This window comes from Acinetobacter colistiniresistens (assembly GCF_000413935.1).
Lineage (GTDB): Bacteria > Pseudomonadota > Gammaproteobacteria > Pseudomonadales > Moraxellaceae > Acinetobacter > Acinetobacter colistiniresistens.
This window is the reverse complement of sequence record NZ_KE340376.1, coordinates 335,717-351,710: the sequence shown is the minus strand read 5'-3', so window position 1 is coordinate 351,710 and position 15,994 is coordinate 335,717. Positions and strand designations below refer to the sequence as shown.

The 15,994-nt window shown below is 43.0% G+C and carries 13 protein-coding genes and 2 rRNA genes; 10 read left to right on the top strand and 5 right to left on the bottom strand.

What is annotated here, in order from left to right; translation table 11 throughout:
* From F907_RS15785 to F907_RS15810, 6 genes are all read left to right on the top strand, one after another.
* Positions 1-2,288: ribosomal RNA gene (locus F907_RS15785) — 23S ribosomal RNA — on the top strand; the annotation flags it as partial.
* 174 nt (positions 2,289-2,462) lie between these two features.
* Positions 2,463-2,577: ribosomal RNA gene (gene rrf, locus F907_RS15790) — 5S ribosomal RNA — on the top strand.
* An 89-nt stretch (positions 2,578-2,666) separates the two neighbouring features.
* On the top strand, positions 2,667-3,059 hold the full coding sequence (locus tag F907_RS15795; protein WP_016651238.1) for a putative signal transducing protein: 393 nt from the start codon (positions 2,667-2,669) through the stop codon (positions 3,057-3,059).
* 89 nt (positions 3,060-3,148) lie between these two features.
* Positions 3,149-3,496: a GFA family protein gene (locus tag F907_RS15800; protein ID WP_016651237.1), complete on the top strand. Its 348-nt coding sequence runs from the start codon at positions 3,149-3,151 to the stop codon at positions 3,494-3,496.
* A 22-nt stretch (positions 3,497-3,518) separates the two neighbouring features.
* Positions 3,519-4,082, top strand: coding sequence for a DUF4256 domain-containing protein (locus F907_RS15805; protein ID WP_016651236.1), 564 nt, complete (start codon positions 3,519-3,521; stop codon positions 4,080-4,082).
* A 133-nt stretch (positions 4,083-4,215) separates the two neighbouring features.
* Positions 4,216-5,379, top strand: coding sequence for an acyl-CoA dehydrogenase family protein (locus F907_RS15810; protein ID WP_016651235.1), 1,164 nt, complete (start codon positions 4,216-4,218; stop codon positions 5,377-5,379).
* Between the two features lie 60 nt (positions 5,380-5,439).
* On the opposite strand, the gene F907_RS15815 is transcribed toward F907_RS15810, so the two are convergent.
* From F907_RS15815 to F907_RS15830, 4 genes are all read right to left on the bottom strand, one after another.
* Positions 5,440-6,177 carry a hypothetical protein gene (locus F907_RS15815; protein ID WP_016651234.1) on the bottom strand — a complete coding sequence of 246 codons (738 nt, stop codon included), beginning with the start codon at positions 6,175-6,177 and terminating at the stop codon, positions 5,440-5,442.
* A 17-nt stretch (positions 6,178-6,194) separates the two neighbouring features.
* Complete coding sequence (locus F907_RS15820; protein ID WP_005269146.1) at positions 6,195-6,812, bottom strand: DUF6915 family protein; 618 nt, start codon at positions 6,810-6,812, stop codon at positions 6,195-6,197.
* A gap of 117 nt (positions 6,813-6,929) precedes the next feature.
* Positions 6,930-7,439, bottom strand: coding sequence for a GNAT family N-acetyltransferase (locus F907_RS15825; RefSeq protein ID WP_005269148.1), 510 nt, complete (start codon positions 7,437-7,439; stop codon positions 6,930-6,932).
* The gene (locus F907_RS15830) at positions 7,436-8,035 is read right to left on the bottom strand and encodes a TetR/AcrR family transcriptional regulator (protein WP_005244401.1); all 600 of its coding nucleotides are present in this window, start codon (positions 8,033-8,035) and stop codon (positions 7,436-7,438) included. Before F907_RS15830 ends, F907_RS15825 begins: the two co-directional genes overlap by 4 nt.
* Before the next feature lie 195 nt (positions 8,036-8,230).
* Between F907_RS15830 and F907_RS15835 the strand changes: the two genes are divergently transcribed.
* Positions 8,231-10,033 (top strand): acyclic terpene utilization AtuA family protein, encoded by a 1,803-nt coding sequence (locus F907_RS15835; protein WP_016651233.1) that lies wholly within the window; start codon positions 8,231-8,233, stop codon positions 10,031-10,033.
* 66 nt (positions 10,034-10,099) lie between these two features.
* Here the strand turns inward: F907_RS15835 and F907_RS15840 are convergent, their stop codons facing one another.
* Complete coding sequence (locus F907_RS15840; protein WP_016651232.1) at positions 10,100-12,067, bottom strand: DUF2075 domain-containing protein; 1,968 nt, start codon at positions 12,065-12,067, stop codon at positions 10,100-10,102.
* Between the two features lie 180 nt (positions 12,068-12,247).
* Between F907_RS15840 and F907_RS15845 the strand changes: the two genes are divergently transcribed.
* From F907_RS15845 to F907_RS15855, 3 genes are all read left to right on the top strand, one after another.
* Positions 12,248-13,129, top strand: coding sequence for an SDR family oxidoreductase (locus F907_RS15845; RefSeq protein ID WP_016651231.1), 882 nt, complete (start codon positions 12,248-12,250; stop codon positions 13,127-13,129).
* Positions 13,126-14,739, top strand: a complete 1,614-nt coding sequence (locus tag F907_RS15850) for an acyl-CoA carboxylase subunit beta (protein WP_016651230.1) — start codon at positions 13,126-13,128, stop codon at positions 14,737-14,739. Before F907_RS15845 ends, F907_RS15850 begins: the two co-directional genes overlap by 4 nt.
* A gap of 90 nt (positions 14,740-14,829) precedes the next feature.
* Positions 14,830-15,990 (top strand): acyl-CoA dehydrogenase family protein, encoded by a 1,161-nt coding sequence (locus F907_RS15855; RefSeq protein ID WP_005269155.1) that lies wholly within the window; start codon positions 14,830-14,832, stop codon positions 15,988-15,990.
* Positions 15,991-15,994: the final 4 nt, after the last annotated feature.

The following is a 15,994-nucleotide window of genomic DNA, read 5'->3' as shown; positions in this document are numbered from 1 at the left end:
ATAGGGGAGCCGTAGAGAAATCGAGTCTTAATAGGGCGTTTAGTTGCTGGGTATAGACCCGAAACCAGGCGATCTATCCATGAGCAGGTTGAAGGTTGGGTAACACTAACTGGAGGACCGAACCCACTGTCGTTGAAAAGCCAGGGGATGACTTGTGGATAGGGGTGAAAGGCTAATCAAGCCTGGTGATAGCTGGTTCTCCCCGAAAGCTATTTAGGTAGCGCCTCGGACGAATACCATTGGGGGTAGAGCACTGTTTCGGCTAGGGGGTCATCCCGACTTACCAAACCGATGCAAACTCCGAATACCAATGAGTACTATCCGGGAGACAGACTGCGGGTGCTAACGTCCGTAGTCAAGAGGAAAACAATCCAGACCGCCAGCTAAGGCCCCAAAATCATAGTTAAGTGGGAAACGATGTGGGAAGGCATAGACAGCTAGGAGGTTGGCTTAGAAGCAGCCACCCTTTAAAGAAAGCGTAATAGCTCACTAGTCGAGTCGGCCTGCGCGGAAGATGTAACGGGGCTAAAACTATGTGCCGAAGCTGCGGATTTGACTTTAAGTCAAGTGGTAGGGGAGCGTTCTGTAAGCCGATGAAGGTGTATTGAGAAGTATGCTGGAGGTATCAGAAGTGCGAATGCTGACGTGAGTAACGACAAAACGGGTGAAAAACCCGTTCGCTGAAAGACCAAGGGTTCCAGTCCAACGTTAATCGGGGCTGGGTGAGTCGACCCCTAAGGCGAGGCCGAGAGGCGTAGTCGATGGGAAATTGGTTAATATTCCAATACTTCTGTGTAATGCGATGAGAGGACGGAGAAGGTTAAGTCAGCCTGGCGTTGGTTGTCCAGGTGGAAGGCAGTAGGCATGCATCTTAGGCAAATCCGGGGTGCTCTATGCTGAGAGCTGATAGCAAGCTGTACTTGTACAGTGAAGTGGCTGATACCATGCTTCCAGGAAAAGTCTCTAAGCTTCAGTTACACAGGAATCGTACCCGAAACCGACACAGGTGGTCAGGTCGAGTAGACCAAAGCGCTTGAGAGAACTCTGCTGAAGGAACTAGGCAAAATGGTACCGTAACTTCGGGAGAAGGTACGCTGCTGACGGTGATGGGACTTGCTCCCTGAGCTATTGGCAGCCACAGAAACCAGGCCGCTGCAACTGTTTATTAAAAACATAGCACTCTGCAAACACGAAAGTGGACGTATAGGGTGTGATGCCTGCCCGGTGCTGGAAGGTTAATTGATGGGGTTAGCGTAAGCGAAGCTCTTGATCGAAGCCCCAGTAAACGGCGGCCGTAACTATAACGGTCCTAAGGTAGCGAAATTCCTTGTCGGGTAAGTTCCGACCTGCACGAATGGCATAATGATGGCGGCGCTGTCTCCAGCAGAGGCTCAGTGAAATCGAAATCGCTGTGAAGATGCAGTGTACCCGCGGCTAGACGGAAAGACCCCGTGAACCTTTACTGCAGCTTGACATTGAACTTTGACCTTACTTGTGTAGGATAGGTGGGAGGCTTTGAAGTTAGAACGCTAGTTCTAATGGAGCCGTCCTTGAAATACCACCCTGGTAATGTTGAGGTTCTAACTCTGCCCCGTAATCCGGGGCGAGGACCATGTCTGGTGGGTAGTTTGACTGGGGCGGTCTCCTCCTAAAGAGTAACGGAGGAGTACGAAGGTGCGCTCAGCGTGGTCGGAAATCACGCGTAGAGTATAAAGGCAAAAGCGCGCTTAACTGCGAGACCCACAAGTCGAGCAGGTACGAAAGTAGGTCTTAGTGATCCGGTGGTTCTGTATGGAAGGGCCATCGCTCAACGGATAAAAGGTACTCTGGGGATAACAGGCTGATACCGCCCAAGAGTTCATATCGACGGCGGTGTTTGGCACCTCGATGTCGGCTCATCTCATCCTGGGGCTGAAGCAGGTCCCAAGGGTATGGCTGTTCGCCATTTAAAGAGGTACGCGAGCTGGGTTTAGAACGTCGTGAGACAGTTCGGTCCCTATCTACCGTGGGCGCTGGAAATTTGAGAGGATCTGCTCCTAGTACGAGAGGACCAGAGTGGACGAACCTCTGGTGTACCGGTTGTGACGCCAGTCGCATCGCCGGGTAGCTATGTTCGGAAGGGATAACCGCTGAAAGCATCTAAGCGGGAAGCCTACCTCAAGATAAGATTTCCCTAGGAATTTATTCCTCTAAAGAGCCGTTCGAGACTAGGACGTTGATAGGTTGGGTGTGGAAGCACGGTGACGTGTGAAGCTGACCAATACTAATTGCTCGTGAGGCTTGACTATACAACACCCAAACAGTTGTTGTATTCAAGATAAATTCAATACATAACTTGATTTAGTGTGAAATCTAGTTACAATACCGACTCAATTAACTAATCCGTTAATAACTCTTTGGACCGTAAGTAAGGCATATGATGAATACACCATGAATAAGACCCGAAAGCACCACAACAGTTTGCTGGCGACAATAGCAAGAGTGAACCACCTGATCCCTTCCCGAACTCAGAAGTGAAACCTCTTAGCGCTGATGGTAGTGTGGCACTTGCCATGTGAGAGTAAGTCATCGCCAGCTTTTAAATACGAACACCCCCTAACTAACGTTAGGGGGTGTTTTTTATCGTGTGTAATTTTATATACTGAGTTTTTTATGGGCTTTCTGATATGGCTTGGATCGTAGTACAAAGCTTTTCATTTCCTTATGAAGCTCAGATTGCTAAAACGCAATTAGAAGCAGCTGAGATTCCAGCTCGTATTGAAAATGAACATACCATTAATATGGATTGGCTTTACTCCAATGCTTTAGGTGGGGTTCGCTTATTAGTTCCTGAGCATTATGCAGATGAAGCGAAAGCGTTACTGGCACAAGACTTTAGCCAAGAATTAGAACATCAGTTTGGAGCAAGTGAAAGTTGTCCTAATTGCGGAAGCACAGATATAAAGTCTTATACAGAAGGGAAGCGGCCTGCATATTTAGTTTTCTTATTACTTGGTTTTCCGTTATTTTTTTATAAACATGGAACTAAGTGTCAACAATGCCAACATTTCTGGAGGTAGCCCTGTCTAAGTATTGATTAACAGAATCACATTTGAACTTTTATAAGCAATGTACTAATACTAGATAAAAATTAAAAAAGGAAAAGAAAATGGAATATAAGGGAAGTTGTCACTGCGGAAAAATCTCCTTTGTTGTACAGGGGGAGTTAACCGAGGCATTGTCATGTAACTGTTCGATTTGTCAAAGAAAAGGCTCGTTATTATGGTTTTTACCTACGGATCAGGTTGATATTTCAGTCCAAGAAGATGCATCAGCGAGTTATCAATTTAATAAACATGTGATCGATCATCATTTCTGCACGAGCTGTGGCATTCATCCTTATGCAGTTGGCGTTGATCCTAAAGGCAATAAAATGTATGCCCTTAATATCAGGTGTATCGAAGATTTAGATTTGGAAAGCATCAAGATTAATCATTTTGATGGACGTTCGGTGTAATCATCAAATCTAGAGAACAAAAATGACCAAGCATAAAAAGTTAGATCCAGAACAAGTTGCAGCACTACTAGACGGATTAAAAAAGCGTTTTCAAAAAAATATGCATCGTCATAAAGACTTGAATTGGGCTGATATTGAAGATCGATTACAACAGCAGCCAGAAAAGTTATGGTCACTCAATCAAATGGAAGATACTGGTGGAGAGCCAGATGTGGTTTCATTTGATTCAAAATCATCTGAAATTGTGTTTTATGATTGTGCCGTGGAAACACCCAAAGGGCGTAGAAGCCTTTGTTATGATCGTGCTGCTTTGGATGCACGTAAAGAACATAAGCCCGAAAACAATGCGGTTGAAGTTGCGGAAGTGATTGGAATTGAATTACTCACGGAAGAACAATATAAGCAATTACAATCGGTTGAACATTTTGATTTAAAAACCTCAAGTTGGGTCAAAACGCCTGAGGATGTACGTAAATTGGGCGGTGCAATTTTTTGTGATAGCCGTTATGGCCGTGTTTTTACCTATCACAACGGCGCACAATCTTATTATGCGACCCGCGGATTTCGTGGTCGATTAAAAATATAGTTTTATGACTCGATGACCCTTTTGAGATGTTTTTTAATCTTTAATTTTGCCAAGCGCTTGCTTGGTTTTTCTGCTTTTGCTACTTTAGTGTTCATTCAGTAAACAATGATCAATAATTGCTAGGAAGCAGAATATGCACCTTAATCCTTTGTACTATAACGAGCAGCATCTTGAATTTGCCAAGAGTATTCGACGTTTTGTTGAAAAAGAAATTTCGCCTTTTATCAATGAATGGGATGAAAGCGAAACTTTTCCTAGAGAGCTCTATAAGAAAGCTGCAGATATTGGTTTGTTGGGATTAGGTTTTGAAGAGCAATATGGTGGAATTGCGGGTACAGATGCATTTTATACGTTGTTATCTTCGATTGAGTTAGCAAAATGTGCTTCGGGTGGTCTAGCTGCTTCCTTACTTTCACATACCATTGGCGCGCCACCCATCCAGCACTTTGCCAATGAAGTGGTCAAAGCTCAGGTGCTGCCTCAGATTTTATCAGGTGAAAAGATCTCGGCATTGGCGATTACTGAGCCAGGAGGTGGTTCAGATGTCGCTTCACTTAAAACCAAGGCAGTGCGTGAAGGTGATTATTTTCTGGTGAGTGGTGAAAAAACCTTTATCACTTCAGGGATGCGAGCGGATTATTATTCAGTGGCAGTGCGTACTGATCTGCATGCGAAAGGGGCAAATGGTATATCCATGCTTCTCATAGATGCACATAGTGTAGGGATCAGCAAAACCAAACTGGATAAAATGGGTTGGTGGGCATCAGATACCGCACATTTGCATTTTGAGAATGTCAAAGTACCTGCTAGCCATTTATTAGGTCCTGAAAATATGGGCTTTCTGGTGATTATGAATAACTTTAATATGGAACGTTTTTTTCTCGCGGCCAGTAGTTATGGTTTTGCCCTGACTTGTTATGAGGAAGCATTGGATTGGGCACAGCAACGCCAAACCTTTGGCAAGCGTCTGGTCGATCATCAGGTCATGCGTCATAAGCTGGTGGACATGGCCACTCGTCTGACCGCAACCCGTGCTTTACTTGAGGATACAGCTTATCGCTTGGGTAAGCCTGAATTGCAGGGCAGTGAACTGATCGCCCAGATTTGTATGCTGAAGAATGTTGCGACTCAAACCATGCAATTTTGTGCCGATGCTGCGGTACAAACGCTCGGAGGTATGGGCTTTATGCGCGGTACCAAATCTGAACGAATCTATCGTGAAGTGAAGGTGAATATGATTGGTGGGGGCGCAGAAGAGATTATGAAGGATTTAATTAGTAAGCAATTGGGTTATTAAACTTATTCCGTTGTTCGTTAAAAGTGCGGTTAAAACACCGCACTTTTTTCATTTTAAAATTTATTCCAGTTCAGCCAATTCTTCTAAAGAAATCTGACGGATTTCAAAGATGGGTTGTTTTAGAAATGAATTAAGTGCTTTGATATCAATAAATTTTATGTTGTCGAGTGCGATACCTTCGATGCTATCTTTTTCAGCGTCATAGCGAATATCTGCAGTTTGCTCAATAAACTGTTTTAATAACAATGGGCTATCGCTTAACTCTACAAGGGGTTTATCCATCAAGGCTTCGAACTCATAGTCCATCGCATAAATATTGGATTGCCACGAAACATCACTGAAGTTCTCATCTTGGCTAGAAATAATACTGCCAGTTTCATAGCCAGAAAAATAGTCTTCTTCTGAGTTGATCCAGAGGACATAGCACGGTTGTGCCGCATCGACTTCTATAAGTTGGTACCAGACAATGCCGGAAATTTGGGCAAACGCGAAAGCATCATCTTCATTCAGCTTTGGAATTTCACCATCTCCGATATCAAATTTTTTGCCCGTTTTTTCTAATACCAAAGCTTCAAGTTTTTTGTAGACCTCATCATCTACTTCACCATTGCCGATGTCATAGTTACAGAGTTCATCATAATATAAGCCCTCAACAACTAAGCTTTTATAGGCCTTTTCTGCTTCAACTTTATCTGTATAAATCTGTTTGATTGCCCCAGTTGAAACGCAGTTGGTTAGATGCCATTCGTCATTGTAAGCAAAGTCATTTTGACGAATCACGTATTGGATATTGCTCATTTTTATTTCCCCTTAAGTTAAGCAATTTTAGTTTTTAATTCTTGCAGCTTAGCTGCACTCGGTGGCACAGCCATGCCATTGTCCATCCAGAGTTCAAAACGCATTGGATTGAAAAAGAAATCAGGACCAATATCAAAATCAATAAATTTGGCTTCACCTTTTCCCATCATCGGAAGAATGGTATTGATAAACCAACTGTTGTGTGTGATCAATAGCGACTTTAATTGTCCCGTCACCGATAACGGAGAGAGCAGTGTTGCTGATAGCTTTGGATCGTCAATCACATCGGCATGAAATTTTTCTAGACGCTTCGCTAACCCATCTGTCGGGATATGCTGCATGGCTGCAACAAAATCGCCAATGGTTGGAATAAAGCGGTGATGAAAATCAACCAATAGGTGATCTTTTTCACACAGATCCTTAACCTCAATGCTATTCCCAGCACTGTTTTTGAAGTGATGACCGAAGATCGGAATAATGACTTCCTGGACACCCCAAAAAGTATGCAGGATACGATGACGATTGTCGGTACATAGCATTTTGGTACTGTCGATTAAAGCATGAATGTCAATATAATCTTCAAGCTCGCCCCCACGACGCTTCATCGAAATATTGGCGTGTTGTACTGGATTCATTTTTACTAATTCTTATAATCATTTGATGTTTAACAACAATAACAGGTTTCTAATGAAACGAATATAGACGATTAGACGTGAGCGATAAGCTGTGTCGTACTTAAATTGGGATCAATTTTAGAAGGCTTGATATTTTTTATCGGTCCAATCGGTATTTAAAATGGCCCAACGTTCATGATCTTTCCATTCTTTCCCACCGACTCGTAGGTACTGGCGAGAGAAACCTTCTTTTATAAAACCTGCATTTGCGATAAGACGAATAGAGGGGCGGTTTTCAGGTTGGATATTGGCTTCTAGCCGGTGTAGATTCAGTGTTTGAAATGCTTCGTGTAAAACCAGTTGCAGCCCTTGTCGCATATAGCCATGACCTGCATAGGGATAAAAGGCTTCATAACCTAAATAAGCAGAATGGAAGTGACCACGAATAATATTGGAGATATTAAAGGTGCCAACAATGGCGTGATTTTCTGTTAAGCAGACAAAATAACGGTGTTCTTGAGCGAGGTAGTGTCCAAAATCAGTCGGAGCATAGGTCCACGGTCGATGTAGATGAATACTATTTGAGTAGGCATGTTTGATTTCAGCTAAATCGCTGAGTTGAGGCTTACGTAAATAGACTGGACTCATTTCACCGCCATTTCCCAAACCATGTCAGTCAATTCATCAATTTTGACTTTACCTTCGGGTCTGTACCACGTGACAGTCCAAGAAATCGAACCGCCGAGCAAACGACGCCAGATAAAAGCATCATGTTTGACTTTACCTAGTGCACGTAGTTTTTCAATCACATCCAGCCAAACTTGCTCATATTCATTACGCATTTTCAAAAGATAGTCTTGTTTTTCTTTGGAAAGGGCAAACCATTCATGCACCAATACGGCCATCGCAGCGCCTGTATCACCTGCAATGGAAAGTAATTCAGCCTTAATGAGATGACGTAACTGCTGTTCAGGATCTTCTGAGCGTTCAGCCGCTTCTTTTAAGCGGGCGAAGTTATAGATAATGGTTTGTTCCATCACTGTCGCCAGAATCTCATCTTTGCTTTTAAAGTGATGAAACAGGCTACCCGATTGAATGCCAATAAATTCACCGAGCTGACGAACCGTGGTTTTGTCATAACCTTGTTTATAAAATAGATAGGCAGCACCTTGCAGTAGACGTCCACGTGGACTGTCATCAAAACAAACAATCTTGGGTATTTGCTCAATTGAGGTTGCGATCATGCCTATCCATCTATCCCGTTTAATCTAAAGTCTATTGTAACAAAAATTATTTGATGCATTGTCTTATCTTTTTATAACAAGCATTTGCTTGAGTTTGTCTGTTTTTGCCAATACAGCATAGCATTATGCACTTTACAAACCAAGCACTTGCTTGGTAATGTTGAGGCGTTTTTATCAATAACAATGAGAAAGCGCATGACAAGTGTCAAACAGGATGAGCAGAGGCTAGTCAAAATCGGGTGTGCATCAGGGTTTTGGGGCGATACCAATACCGCTGCCTTTCAGTTGGTGCATCTGAGTGATATTGATTATTTAGTCTTTGATTATCTGTCAGAAATCACCATGTCGATTATGGCCAAGGCGATGATGCTGGATCCAAGTCATGGTTATGCACTGGATTTTGTCAGTCGAGTGATGGCGCCCCTGATCCATGAAATTGCTGAGAAAAAAATTAAAGTGATCAGTAATGCAGGTGGGGTAAATCCATTGGCTTGCCGTGATGCCTTACAGAAAATCATTGATGAAAAAGGCTTGGATTTAAAAGTTGCTGTGGTGTTAGGCGATGATGTATTGCCAAAGCATGCCGAATTACTCGCCCAAAATGTTCAGGAAATGTTTAATGCTGAAGCCTTGCCTGCACATGTGGCCAGTAGCAATGCCTATCTCGGTGCAGTTGCGATTCGTGATGCTTTGGACTTAGGTGCGGATATTGTGATTACAGGCCGTGTGGTCGACTCCGCAGTTGTGCTTGCCCCATTATTGCATGAGTACAAATGGTCCCTCGATGATTATGACAAGCTAGCACAAGGTTCCTTGGCTGGGCATGTGATTGAATGTGGTGCGCAGTGTACAGGCGGAAATTTTACCGATTGGCGTCTGGTTCAAGGCTTTGACAATATGGGCTTTCCAATCGTAGAAGTCAGTGCTGATGCTTCATTTATCGTGACCAAGCCCAAAGGAACGGGTGGATTGGTTTCGACTGCGACTGTAGCAGAGCAGATCGTTTACGAAATTGGCAATCCGCAAGCCTATCTTTTACCCGATGTAAGCGCTGATTTTAGCCAAGTACATTTAGAACAGGTGGGAGAGCATCGAGTCAAAGTGACTGGTGCCACAGGTCGTCCGCCAACTCAGCAATATAAAGTCAGTGCGACCTATGCGGATGGTTATCGTGTCTTGGTCAGTTTCTTAATCGCAGGTCGTGAAGCACCAGAAAAAGCCCAAGTGATTGCGGATGCCATTCTGAATAAATGTGAACGAGTCTTGGCACTACGCTCAGTCCCACCATTTAGTGAAAAATCAGTCGAAATTCTCGGCATTGAAAGTACTTATGGTGCACATGCGAAAGTGAAAGACAGTCGTGAAGTGGTGGTTAAGATCGCGGTTAAGCATCTGTTTAAAGAAGCCTGTATGTTCTTTGCTTCTGAAATTGCCCAAGCTTCAACAGGCATGGCACCTGCATTGGCAGGGATTGTTGGTGGTCGCCCTAAAGCATCGGCCGTGGTGAAACTATTTTCATTCTTGATTGATAAAGATCAATTAAAGGTCGAAGTCGATTTTGCAGGGCAGCGTTATCCCGTACAGATTCCAACAGGGCAAACAGCACTAGAGGTCGAGCTACATCCCGTCGGTGACGTGGCTGTATATCAAGGCGATGAGGTTGAAGTCTGTTTGATCGATGTAGCGCATGCGCGCAGTGGCGATAAAGGCAATCATAGCAATATTGGGGTGATTGCACGTCAAGCAGAATATTTACCGTGGATTCGTGCCGCACTGACTGAAGCCAATGTTGCAGCGTATATGCAGCATGTTCTTGATCCTGAAAAATCAAACGTCATTCGTTATGAGTTGCCAGAGATGCATGCCCTGAATTTCATGCTGGAAAATGCATTGGGTGGAGGTGGGATTGCCAGCTTGCGAATTGATCCGCAGGGCAAAGCCTTTGCACAGCAATTATTGGATATGCCGGTGAAAGTGCCTAGAAAACTAATATCTTGAGCTGCATTTATCTGGTATCGGAGTTTCGTTTGTCCTAAAGCAGTACAAGCGAAACTCCGATACTTTTTATATTATGTCTAGCCCACAAGAAAGCAGATAGTCATAGATTGAGTCATAGTGTTTTTGAGGTCTTGTTGGATCTTTTCCATCTACAGCAGGAATAAAAATAACCATACCTTGTCGGGCTCGCGTTAATAGAACTCTATAAGCATTGAGAAGGTAATTTTTAGTTGAGTCTTTATTAATATTCTGCCACTTTGAGCCTTTAAAACTTTGAAATTGCCAACCCTGATCATAATAGAGGTTAATATCCCAAGTTACGCAGGTATAGTCGATTTCAAGCCCTTGGATATCGAACTCAGTCGCAATATCCTCTAAGTAATAAGATGACCGGGTATCATCCTGATGATTTAAAAACCAATCAGCTGGAGATATATCATTTTTAACATATATGCCTTCTGCTTTTAGTCTTTTAGCGCCTGAACTTGCGATCAGTCCAATTCTTTCCGTACCTCTCGCTTGATGTCTTAACCAGGCTTTTGCTTTGCTTAAATCTCTCGTGATTTTGATTGGATAATTGTGTTTAATTTCTTGATAAATTTGAGCAGCTAGATCATTTTGATTGTCTAAAATGGATTGGATCAAGGATGCAACTTTTTCACTTCGAAATGAGCGGACAGAAGTCGATAAATGAAGATCAGTTTTTTGATGTCCATGTTGTTTTAGCCAATTTGATAAATCTAAATTATTTAGATAGGTGTTAGGTTCAGCCAAAATCTTATCTGAGTAATAAATATCCCAAGATGAATATTTTGTTTTGAGAGCATCGATCCATTCTGAAACACCTGCCTCACCAGTGTTAATTTCTTGACCGCCACCAATCAGACATATAATTACACACCAATCATCGTGCCGATCCATCACACTGATTAGATATTCGGGCTCAGACATATCAAAGTTTTGGATTCCCTTTTTCTGTTGCATGAATTTGGAGACTTGTTCTTTTTGCCAAGCTCTTTGTGCTTCATCGAAAACGACAACTTTTTCAATAGGGGCATGAGGCGTTCTTAAATTGTCATCTCTAAAATGATGAATATTTTGGATAAAAGCCTTTGCTTTCCGTTCTGCTTCCGTACGTAAAATTTTCTGCCCACTTCTTTTAGCAGTCTCTACTGAATCTCTAGTTAAGGCTTCTCTCAAGACATCCACTAATGGACCATTGCCAGATAAGAATACGGAATGTTCTGATTGATCGGCTTTTAGTCGTTCATTCGCGATGTTTAGTCCAGCAAGTGTTTTTCCGGCACCAGGAACCCCAGTCAAAAAGCAGATTGATTTTTTATGCTGAGCTTTTGAGTCTTCGATAATTTCGTTTATTCGAATAGAAGTACTTGATAAGTTAATCGCACCGGCATCACTTCGTGAAATTTCTTTAACGCTATGGCCTTTGTATAAGGCTTGAGCAGCCTCAATAATAGTTGGTGTCGGCTTATAAATGCTATTTTCCCAAGTATGAATATTTAAACATTCATCTGTTTTTACTTTGTCTAAAATTTGAATCAAAGTTGCTTTAAAATTGTCTTTATTACACAGGATACAGCTGGTTAAGCCTAGAGAGTTATCAATCTGAGAGGTCGTATTTGGGGCGTTCGTCGCAATAAGAATCGGGATAATCGTTTTATTATGACTTCCTTCATGAAAATTTTGTAAATCTAAGCAATAGTCAATTGTCTGATTTTGGGCATAGTTTGAATAACTTTTTTCGCCTACTTTAAACTCTATTACAAAGACTAAATTATTTATAATTAATATATTATCTACTCGTTTTCCCATTCTAGGGATAGAGAACTCAAAATATAAGTGCCCACAGAACTCTTTAAGCTCCTGTTTTAGAAAATCAATTTGTTCAAGCCAAGCATTTTTCTGTAAATCTTCTAAATCATGTTGATGATGACGTGCAAGTTGTCCAAAAATTGCATTTTTATTTTCATTTAAAAAAAAATCTATCGAATTTTGATAATAGCTTGTATTCATTGTGAGTTTTTAACGTTTAAAAAATCTTAAATTGAACAGCATGTTAGCACTAGAAATAATATTTTAGCAAAAAGTGACATTTTAATTTGAATAAGAAAGGCATCTTGGTACTTTACAAACCAAGCACTTGCTTGGTAGTGTGTATTCAGTTAAAAATAATAGATGAATGGATCATAAAGCATGGGTTATCAATCAATTTTCAGGACAGATGCATTTGCTGACAAAGTCATTATCGTGACAGGCGGTGGCTCTGGTATTGGCCGTTGTACTGCACATGAGCTTGCTTCTTTGGGCGCACAAATAGTGATTACAGGCCGAAAAGTTGAAAAACTGGAAAAGGTTAGCCAAGAAATTCTGGAGGATGGCGGCAAAGTCCATTTCATCGTCTGCGATAACCGTGAGGAAGAGCAAGTCAAAAATATGATTGCTGAGGTGTTGGAAAAATTTGGCCAGCTCGATGGTTTAGTCAATAACGCGGGTGGACAATTTCCTTCTGCATTAGAGAATATTTCTGCCAATGGTTTTGATGCAGTGGTTCGTAATAACCTGCATTCAACTTTTTACTTGATGCGTGAAGCCTATAATCAGTGGATGGCAAAACATGGCGGTAGCATTGTCAATATGACCGCAGATATGTGGGGTGGTATGCCGGGTATGGGGCATTCAGGTGCAGCACGTTCAGGGGTTGATAACCTCACTAAAACTGCTTCAGTGGAATGGGGGAAATCTGGGGTACGTGTCAATGCGGTTGCACCAGGCTGGATAATTTCTTCGGGAATGGATAATTACAGTGGTGATTTTGCCAAAGTGATCATTCCAAGTTTAGCGAGTAATGTTCCGTTAAAACGTATGGGTACCGAGTCAGAAATCTCTTCAGCGATTTGCTATTTACTTTCAGATGCTGCTGCTTTTGTATCAGGTGTCACCCTGCGTATTGATGGGGCTGCTTCACAAGGCACACGGATGTATCCATTGGCTGATGCGACCAATAATGATGCCTTTAATGGTTTCCATCGTGCTTTTATTCCTGACATATTCAAAACGGATGGAGAAAAAACATGACTATTCTCCAATCTGAAATTGCAGTGGGTGGTGAGCAGTATGAGCAAAATAGAGAGGCATTATTAGCGCAGTTGGCTGAAGTGCGTGCCGTGCAGCAAAAAAGCATTGATAAGTCTTATGCGGCAAAACCCAAGTTCGATAAGAAAGGCAAAATCTTGCCGCACGAACGTATTCGTTTACTGTTAGATGCAGACTCACCATTTGTCGAGCTGTGTGGTCTGGTCGGCTACAACATGCATGACGATAAAGATGGTTCCGAAGCCGGCGGCGGGGTGATTGCAGGCATTGGTTTTGTCAGTGGTGTACGTGCACTGGTCTCTGCCAGTAACAGTGCAATCAAGGGGGGTACCATGTCACCGATGGGGGTACATAAAACCCTCCGCCTGCAAAAGATTGCATTAGAACAAAAGCTGCCGATGGTGACATTGACCGAAAGTGGTGGGGCAAACCTGAACTATGCGGCTGAAGTGTTTACCTATGGCGGTATGACCTTTGCAAATCAGGCACGCTTATCTGCGGCAGGGATTCCACAAGTCGCTGTGGTGCATGGTAATGCAACCGCAGGTGGTGCTTATCAACCGGGGCTGTCTGATTATGTGATTGCAGTTCGCAAACAAACAGAAATGCTGTTGGCGGGCCCACCGTTGTTATTGGCTGCAACAGGCGAAGTAGCGACTGCTGAAGAGTTGGGTGGTGCGGAAATGCATACTCAAGTTTCAGGCGTGGCGGAATATCTTGCGGAGAATGATGCTGATGGTATTCGCTTAGCACGTGAGATTCTCGAACATCTCAATTGGAAAGAACAAACTGCACAATCCAATCAGAATTATAAAGAACCGCGTTATGCGGCTGAAGAGCTGTTAGGGATTGTTCCGCAAGATCCAAAGCAACCTTTTGATATGAAAGAAATCATTGCACGGATCATTGATGATTCAGATTTTCTGGAATTTAAACAGGAATATGATGCTTTAACAGTCTGTGGCTGGGCAAAAATGGGAGGGCTGCATATCGGCATCATTACCAATAATGGCCCGATCACGCCACAGGGGGCAGCCAAAGCAGCGCAATTTATTCATCTCTGTGAACAGACCCAACGTCCACTTTTATTCCTGCACAACACCACAGGTTTTATGGTCGGAACCGATGCTGAGCAAAACGGCATTATCAAGCATGGCTCCAAGCTAATTCAGGCAGTTGCCAATACAACAGTACCTAAGATTTCGATCGTGGTTGCGGGTTCTTATGGCGCGGGTAACTATGCCATGTGCGGACGAAGTTTATCGCCACAATTTATCTTTGCATGGCCGAATTCACATGTCGCAGTGATGGGTGCAGCACAAGCAGGTAAAGTTTTGCGTATCGTGGCTGAAGGTAAACAAAAAGCATCAGGAATGGAACCGAATCCGCAGATGCTGGATTTCTTGGAACAAAGCACCGCCATGAAATTGGAACAACAGTCGACTGCATTGTTCAATACGGCAATGCTGCATGATGATGGGATTATCGATCCGAGAGATACCCGTAAGGTACTGATCTTTTTATTACTAACCATTTATGAAGCACAACAACGTGAACTCAATCCAACACGATTTGGTGTGTCGAGATTTTAATAATCCCTCCCAGCCTCCCTTTTTAAAGGAAGGAATTCCCCTCTTTAATTAAAGAGGGATTAGGGGAGATTAATTTTAAGGAAAAAAACAATGAAATTTACCGCAGAACATGAAGCTTTACGCCGTACCACACGTCAGTTTGTTGAAAATGAGCTGAACCCTTTTATTCCAGAATGGGAAGAAGCAGGCCGTTTTCCAATTCATGACGTGTTTAAGAAAATGGGGGATTTGGGTTTATTGGGGATTTGTAAGCCTGAGGAAAATGGTGGTTTAGGACTCGATTATTCTTATAACCTTGTGGTGGCAGAAGAGTTAGGTCGCGCTGCTTGTGGTGGTGTGCCACTGGCGATTGGCGTACAAACCGATATGGCAACGCCAGCGCTTGCTCGCTTTGGCAGCAAAGAACTGCGAGATGAGTTTCTAAATCCTGCGATTCGTGGTGAATATGTCGCGTCGATTGCGGTTTCGGAAGTGCATGCAGGTTCTGACGTGGCAGCGATTAAAACCACAGCAAAAAAAGATGGTGATGATTATGTCATTAATGGCAGCAAGATGTGGATTACCAACTCACTACAAGCCGATTTCTTCTGTTTACTTGCGAATACCTCTGATGACAAACCACACGTCAATAAATCCATGATTATTGTCCCAGCCAAGGCAGCAGGGATTAGTTTTTCAGAGCCACTGAATAAATTGGGCATGCGTTCAACCACCACTGCACAAGTCTATTTTGACAATGTTCGAGTACCGCAACGCAATTTAGTTGGTGTGGAAGGCATGGGTTTTATGATGCAAATGATGCAGTTCCAAGAGGAACGCATGTGGGCCTGTGCCAATGCGGTGGGGGGGATGGAAAAAGTCATTCAGCAAACCATTGATTACACTAAGGATCGTACTACCTTTGGTCAGCCCCTGATTCATAACCAATATGTACATTTTCGTTTTGCTGAACTGATGACTGAAGTCGCAGCACTGAAAGCTCTAACTTATCAAGCCTGTGAGCAGCATATTGCTGGTGAGGATGCAACCTTGATGGCGTCAATGGCGAAGCTGAAAGCAGGACGATTAAGTCGTGAGGTAGCAGATAGCTGTCTGCAATATTGGGGCGGTAATGGCTTTATGTGGGATAACCCTGCATCACAACTGTTCCGTGATGGGCGCTTAGGGTCGATTGGCGGCGGTGCAGATGAAATTATGCTCGGAATCATTTGTAAGCTCACTGATATCTTGCCGAAGAAACAGAAAAAATAGGAGC

Excerpts from the sequence above, each read along its gene's own strand:
- F907_RS15795 (WP_016651238.1), top strand. The coding sequence starts at position 2,667 with ATGGCTTGGATCGTAGTACAAAGCTTTTCATTTCCTTATGAAGCTCAG.
- F907_RS15800 (WP_016651237.1), top strand. The coding sequence starts at position 3,149 with ATGGAATATAAGGGAAGTTGTCACTGCGGAAAAATCTCCTTTGTTGTA.
- F907_RS15805 (WP_016651236.1), top strand. The coding sequence starts at position 3,519 with ATGACCAAGCATAAAAAGTTAGATCCAGAACAAGTTGCAGCACTACTA.
- F907_RS15810 (WP_016651235.1), top strand. The coding sequence starts at position 4,216 with ATGCACCTTAATCCTTTGTACTATAACGAGCAGCATCTTGAATTTGCC.
- F907_RS15815 (WP_016651234.1), bottom strand. The coding sequence starts at position 6,177 with ATGAGCAATATCCAATACGTGATTCGTCAAAATGACTTTGCTTACAAT.
- F907_RS15820 (WP_005269146.1), bottom strand. The coding sequence starts at position 6,812 with ATGAATCCAGTACAACACGCCAATATTTCGATGAAGCGTCGTGGGGGC.
- F907_RS15825 (WP_005269148.1), bottom strand. The coding sequence starts at position 7,439 with ATGAGTCCAGTCTATTTACGTAAGCCTCAACTCAGCGATTTAGCTGAA.
- F907_RS15830 (WP_005244401.1), bottom strand. The coding sequence starts at position 8,035 with ATGATCGCAACCTCAATTGAGCAAATACCCAAGATTGTTTGTTTTGAT.
- F907_RS15835 (WP_016651233.1), top strand. The coding sequence starts at position 8,231 with ATGACAAGTGTCAAACAGGATGAGCAGAGGCTAGTCAAAATCGGGTGT.
- F907_RS15840 (WP_016651232.1), bottom strand. The coding sequence starts at position 12,067 with ATGAATACAAGCTATTATCAAAATTCGATAGATTTTTTTTTAAATGAA.
- F907_RS15845 (WP_016651231.1), top strand. The coding sequence starts at position 12,248 with ATGGGTTATCAATCAATTTTCAGGACAGATGCATTTGCTGACAAAGTC.
- F907_RS15850 (WP_016651230.1), top strand. The coding sequence starts at position 13,126 with ATGACTATTCTCCAATCTGAAATTGCAGTGGGTGGTGAGCAGTATGAG.
- F907_RS15855 (WP_005269155.1), top strand. The coding sequence starts at position 14,830 with ATGAAATTTACCGCAGAACATGAAGCTTTACGCCGTACCACACGTCAG.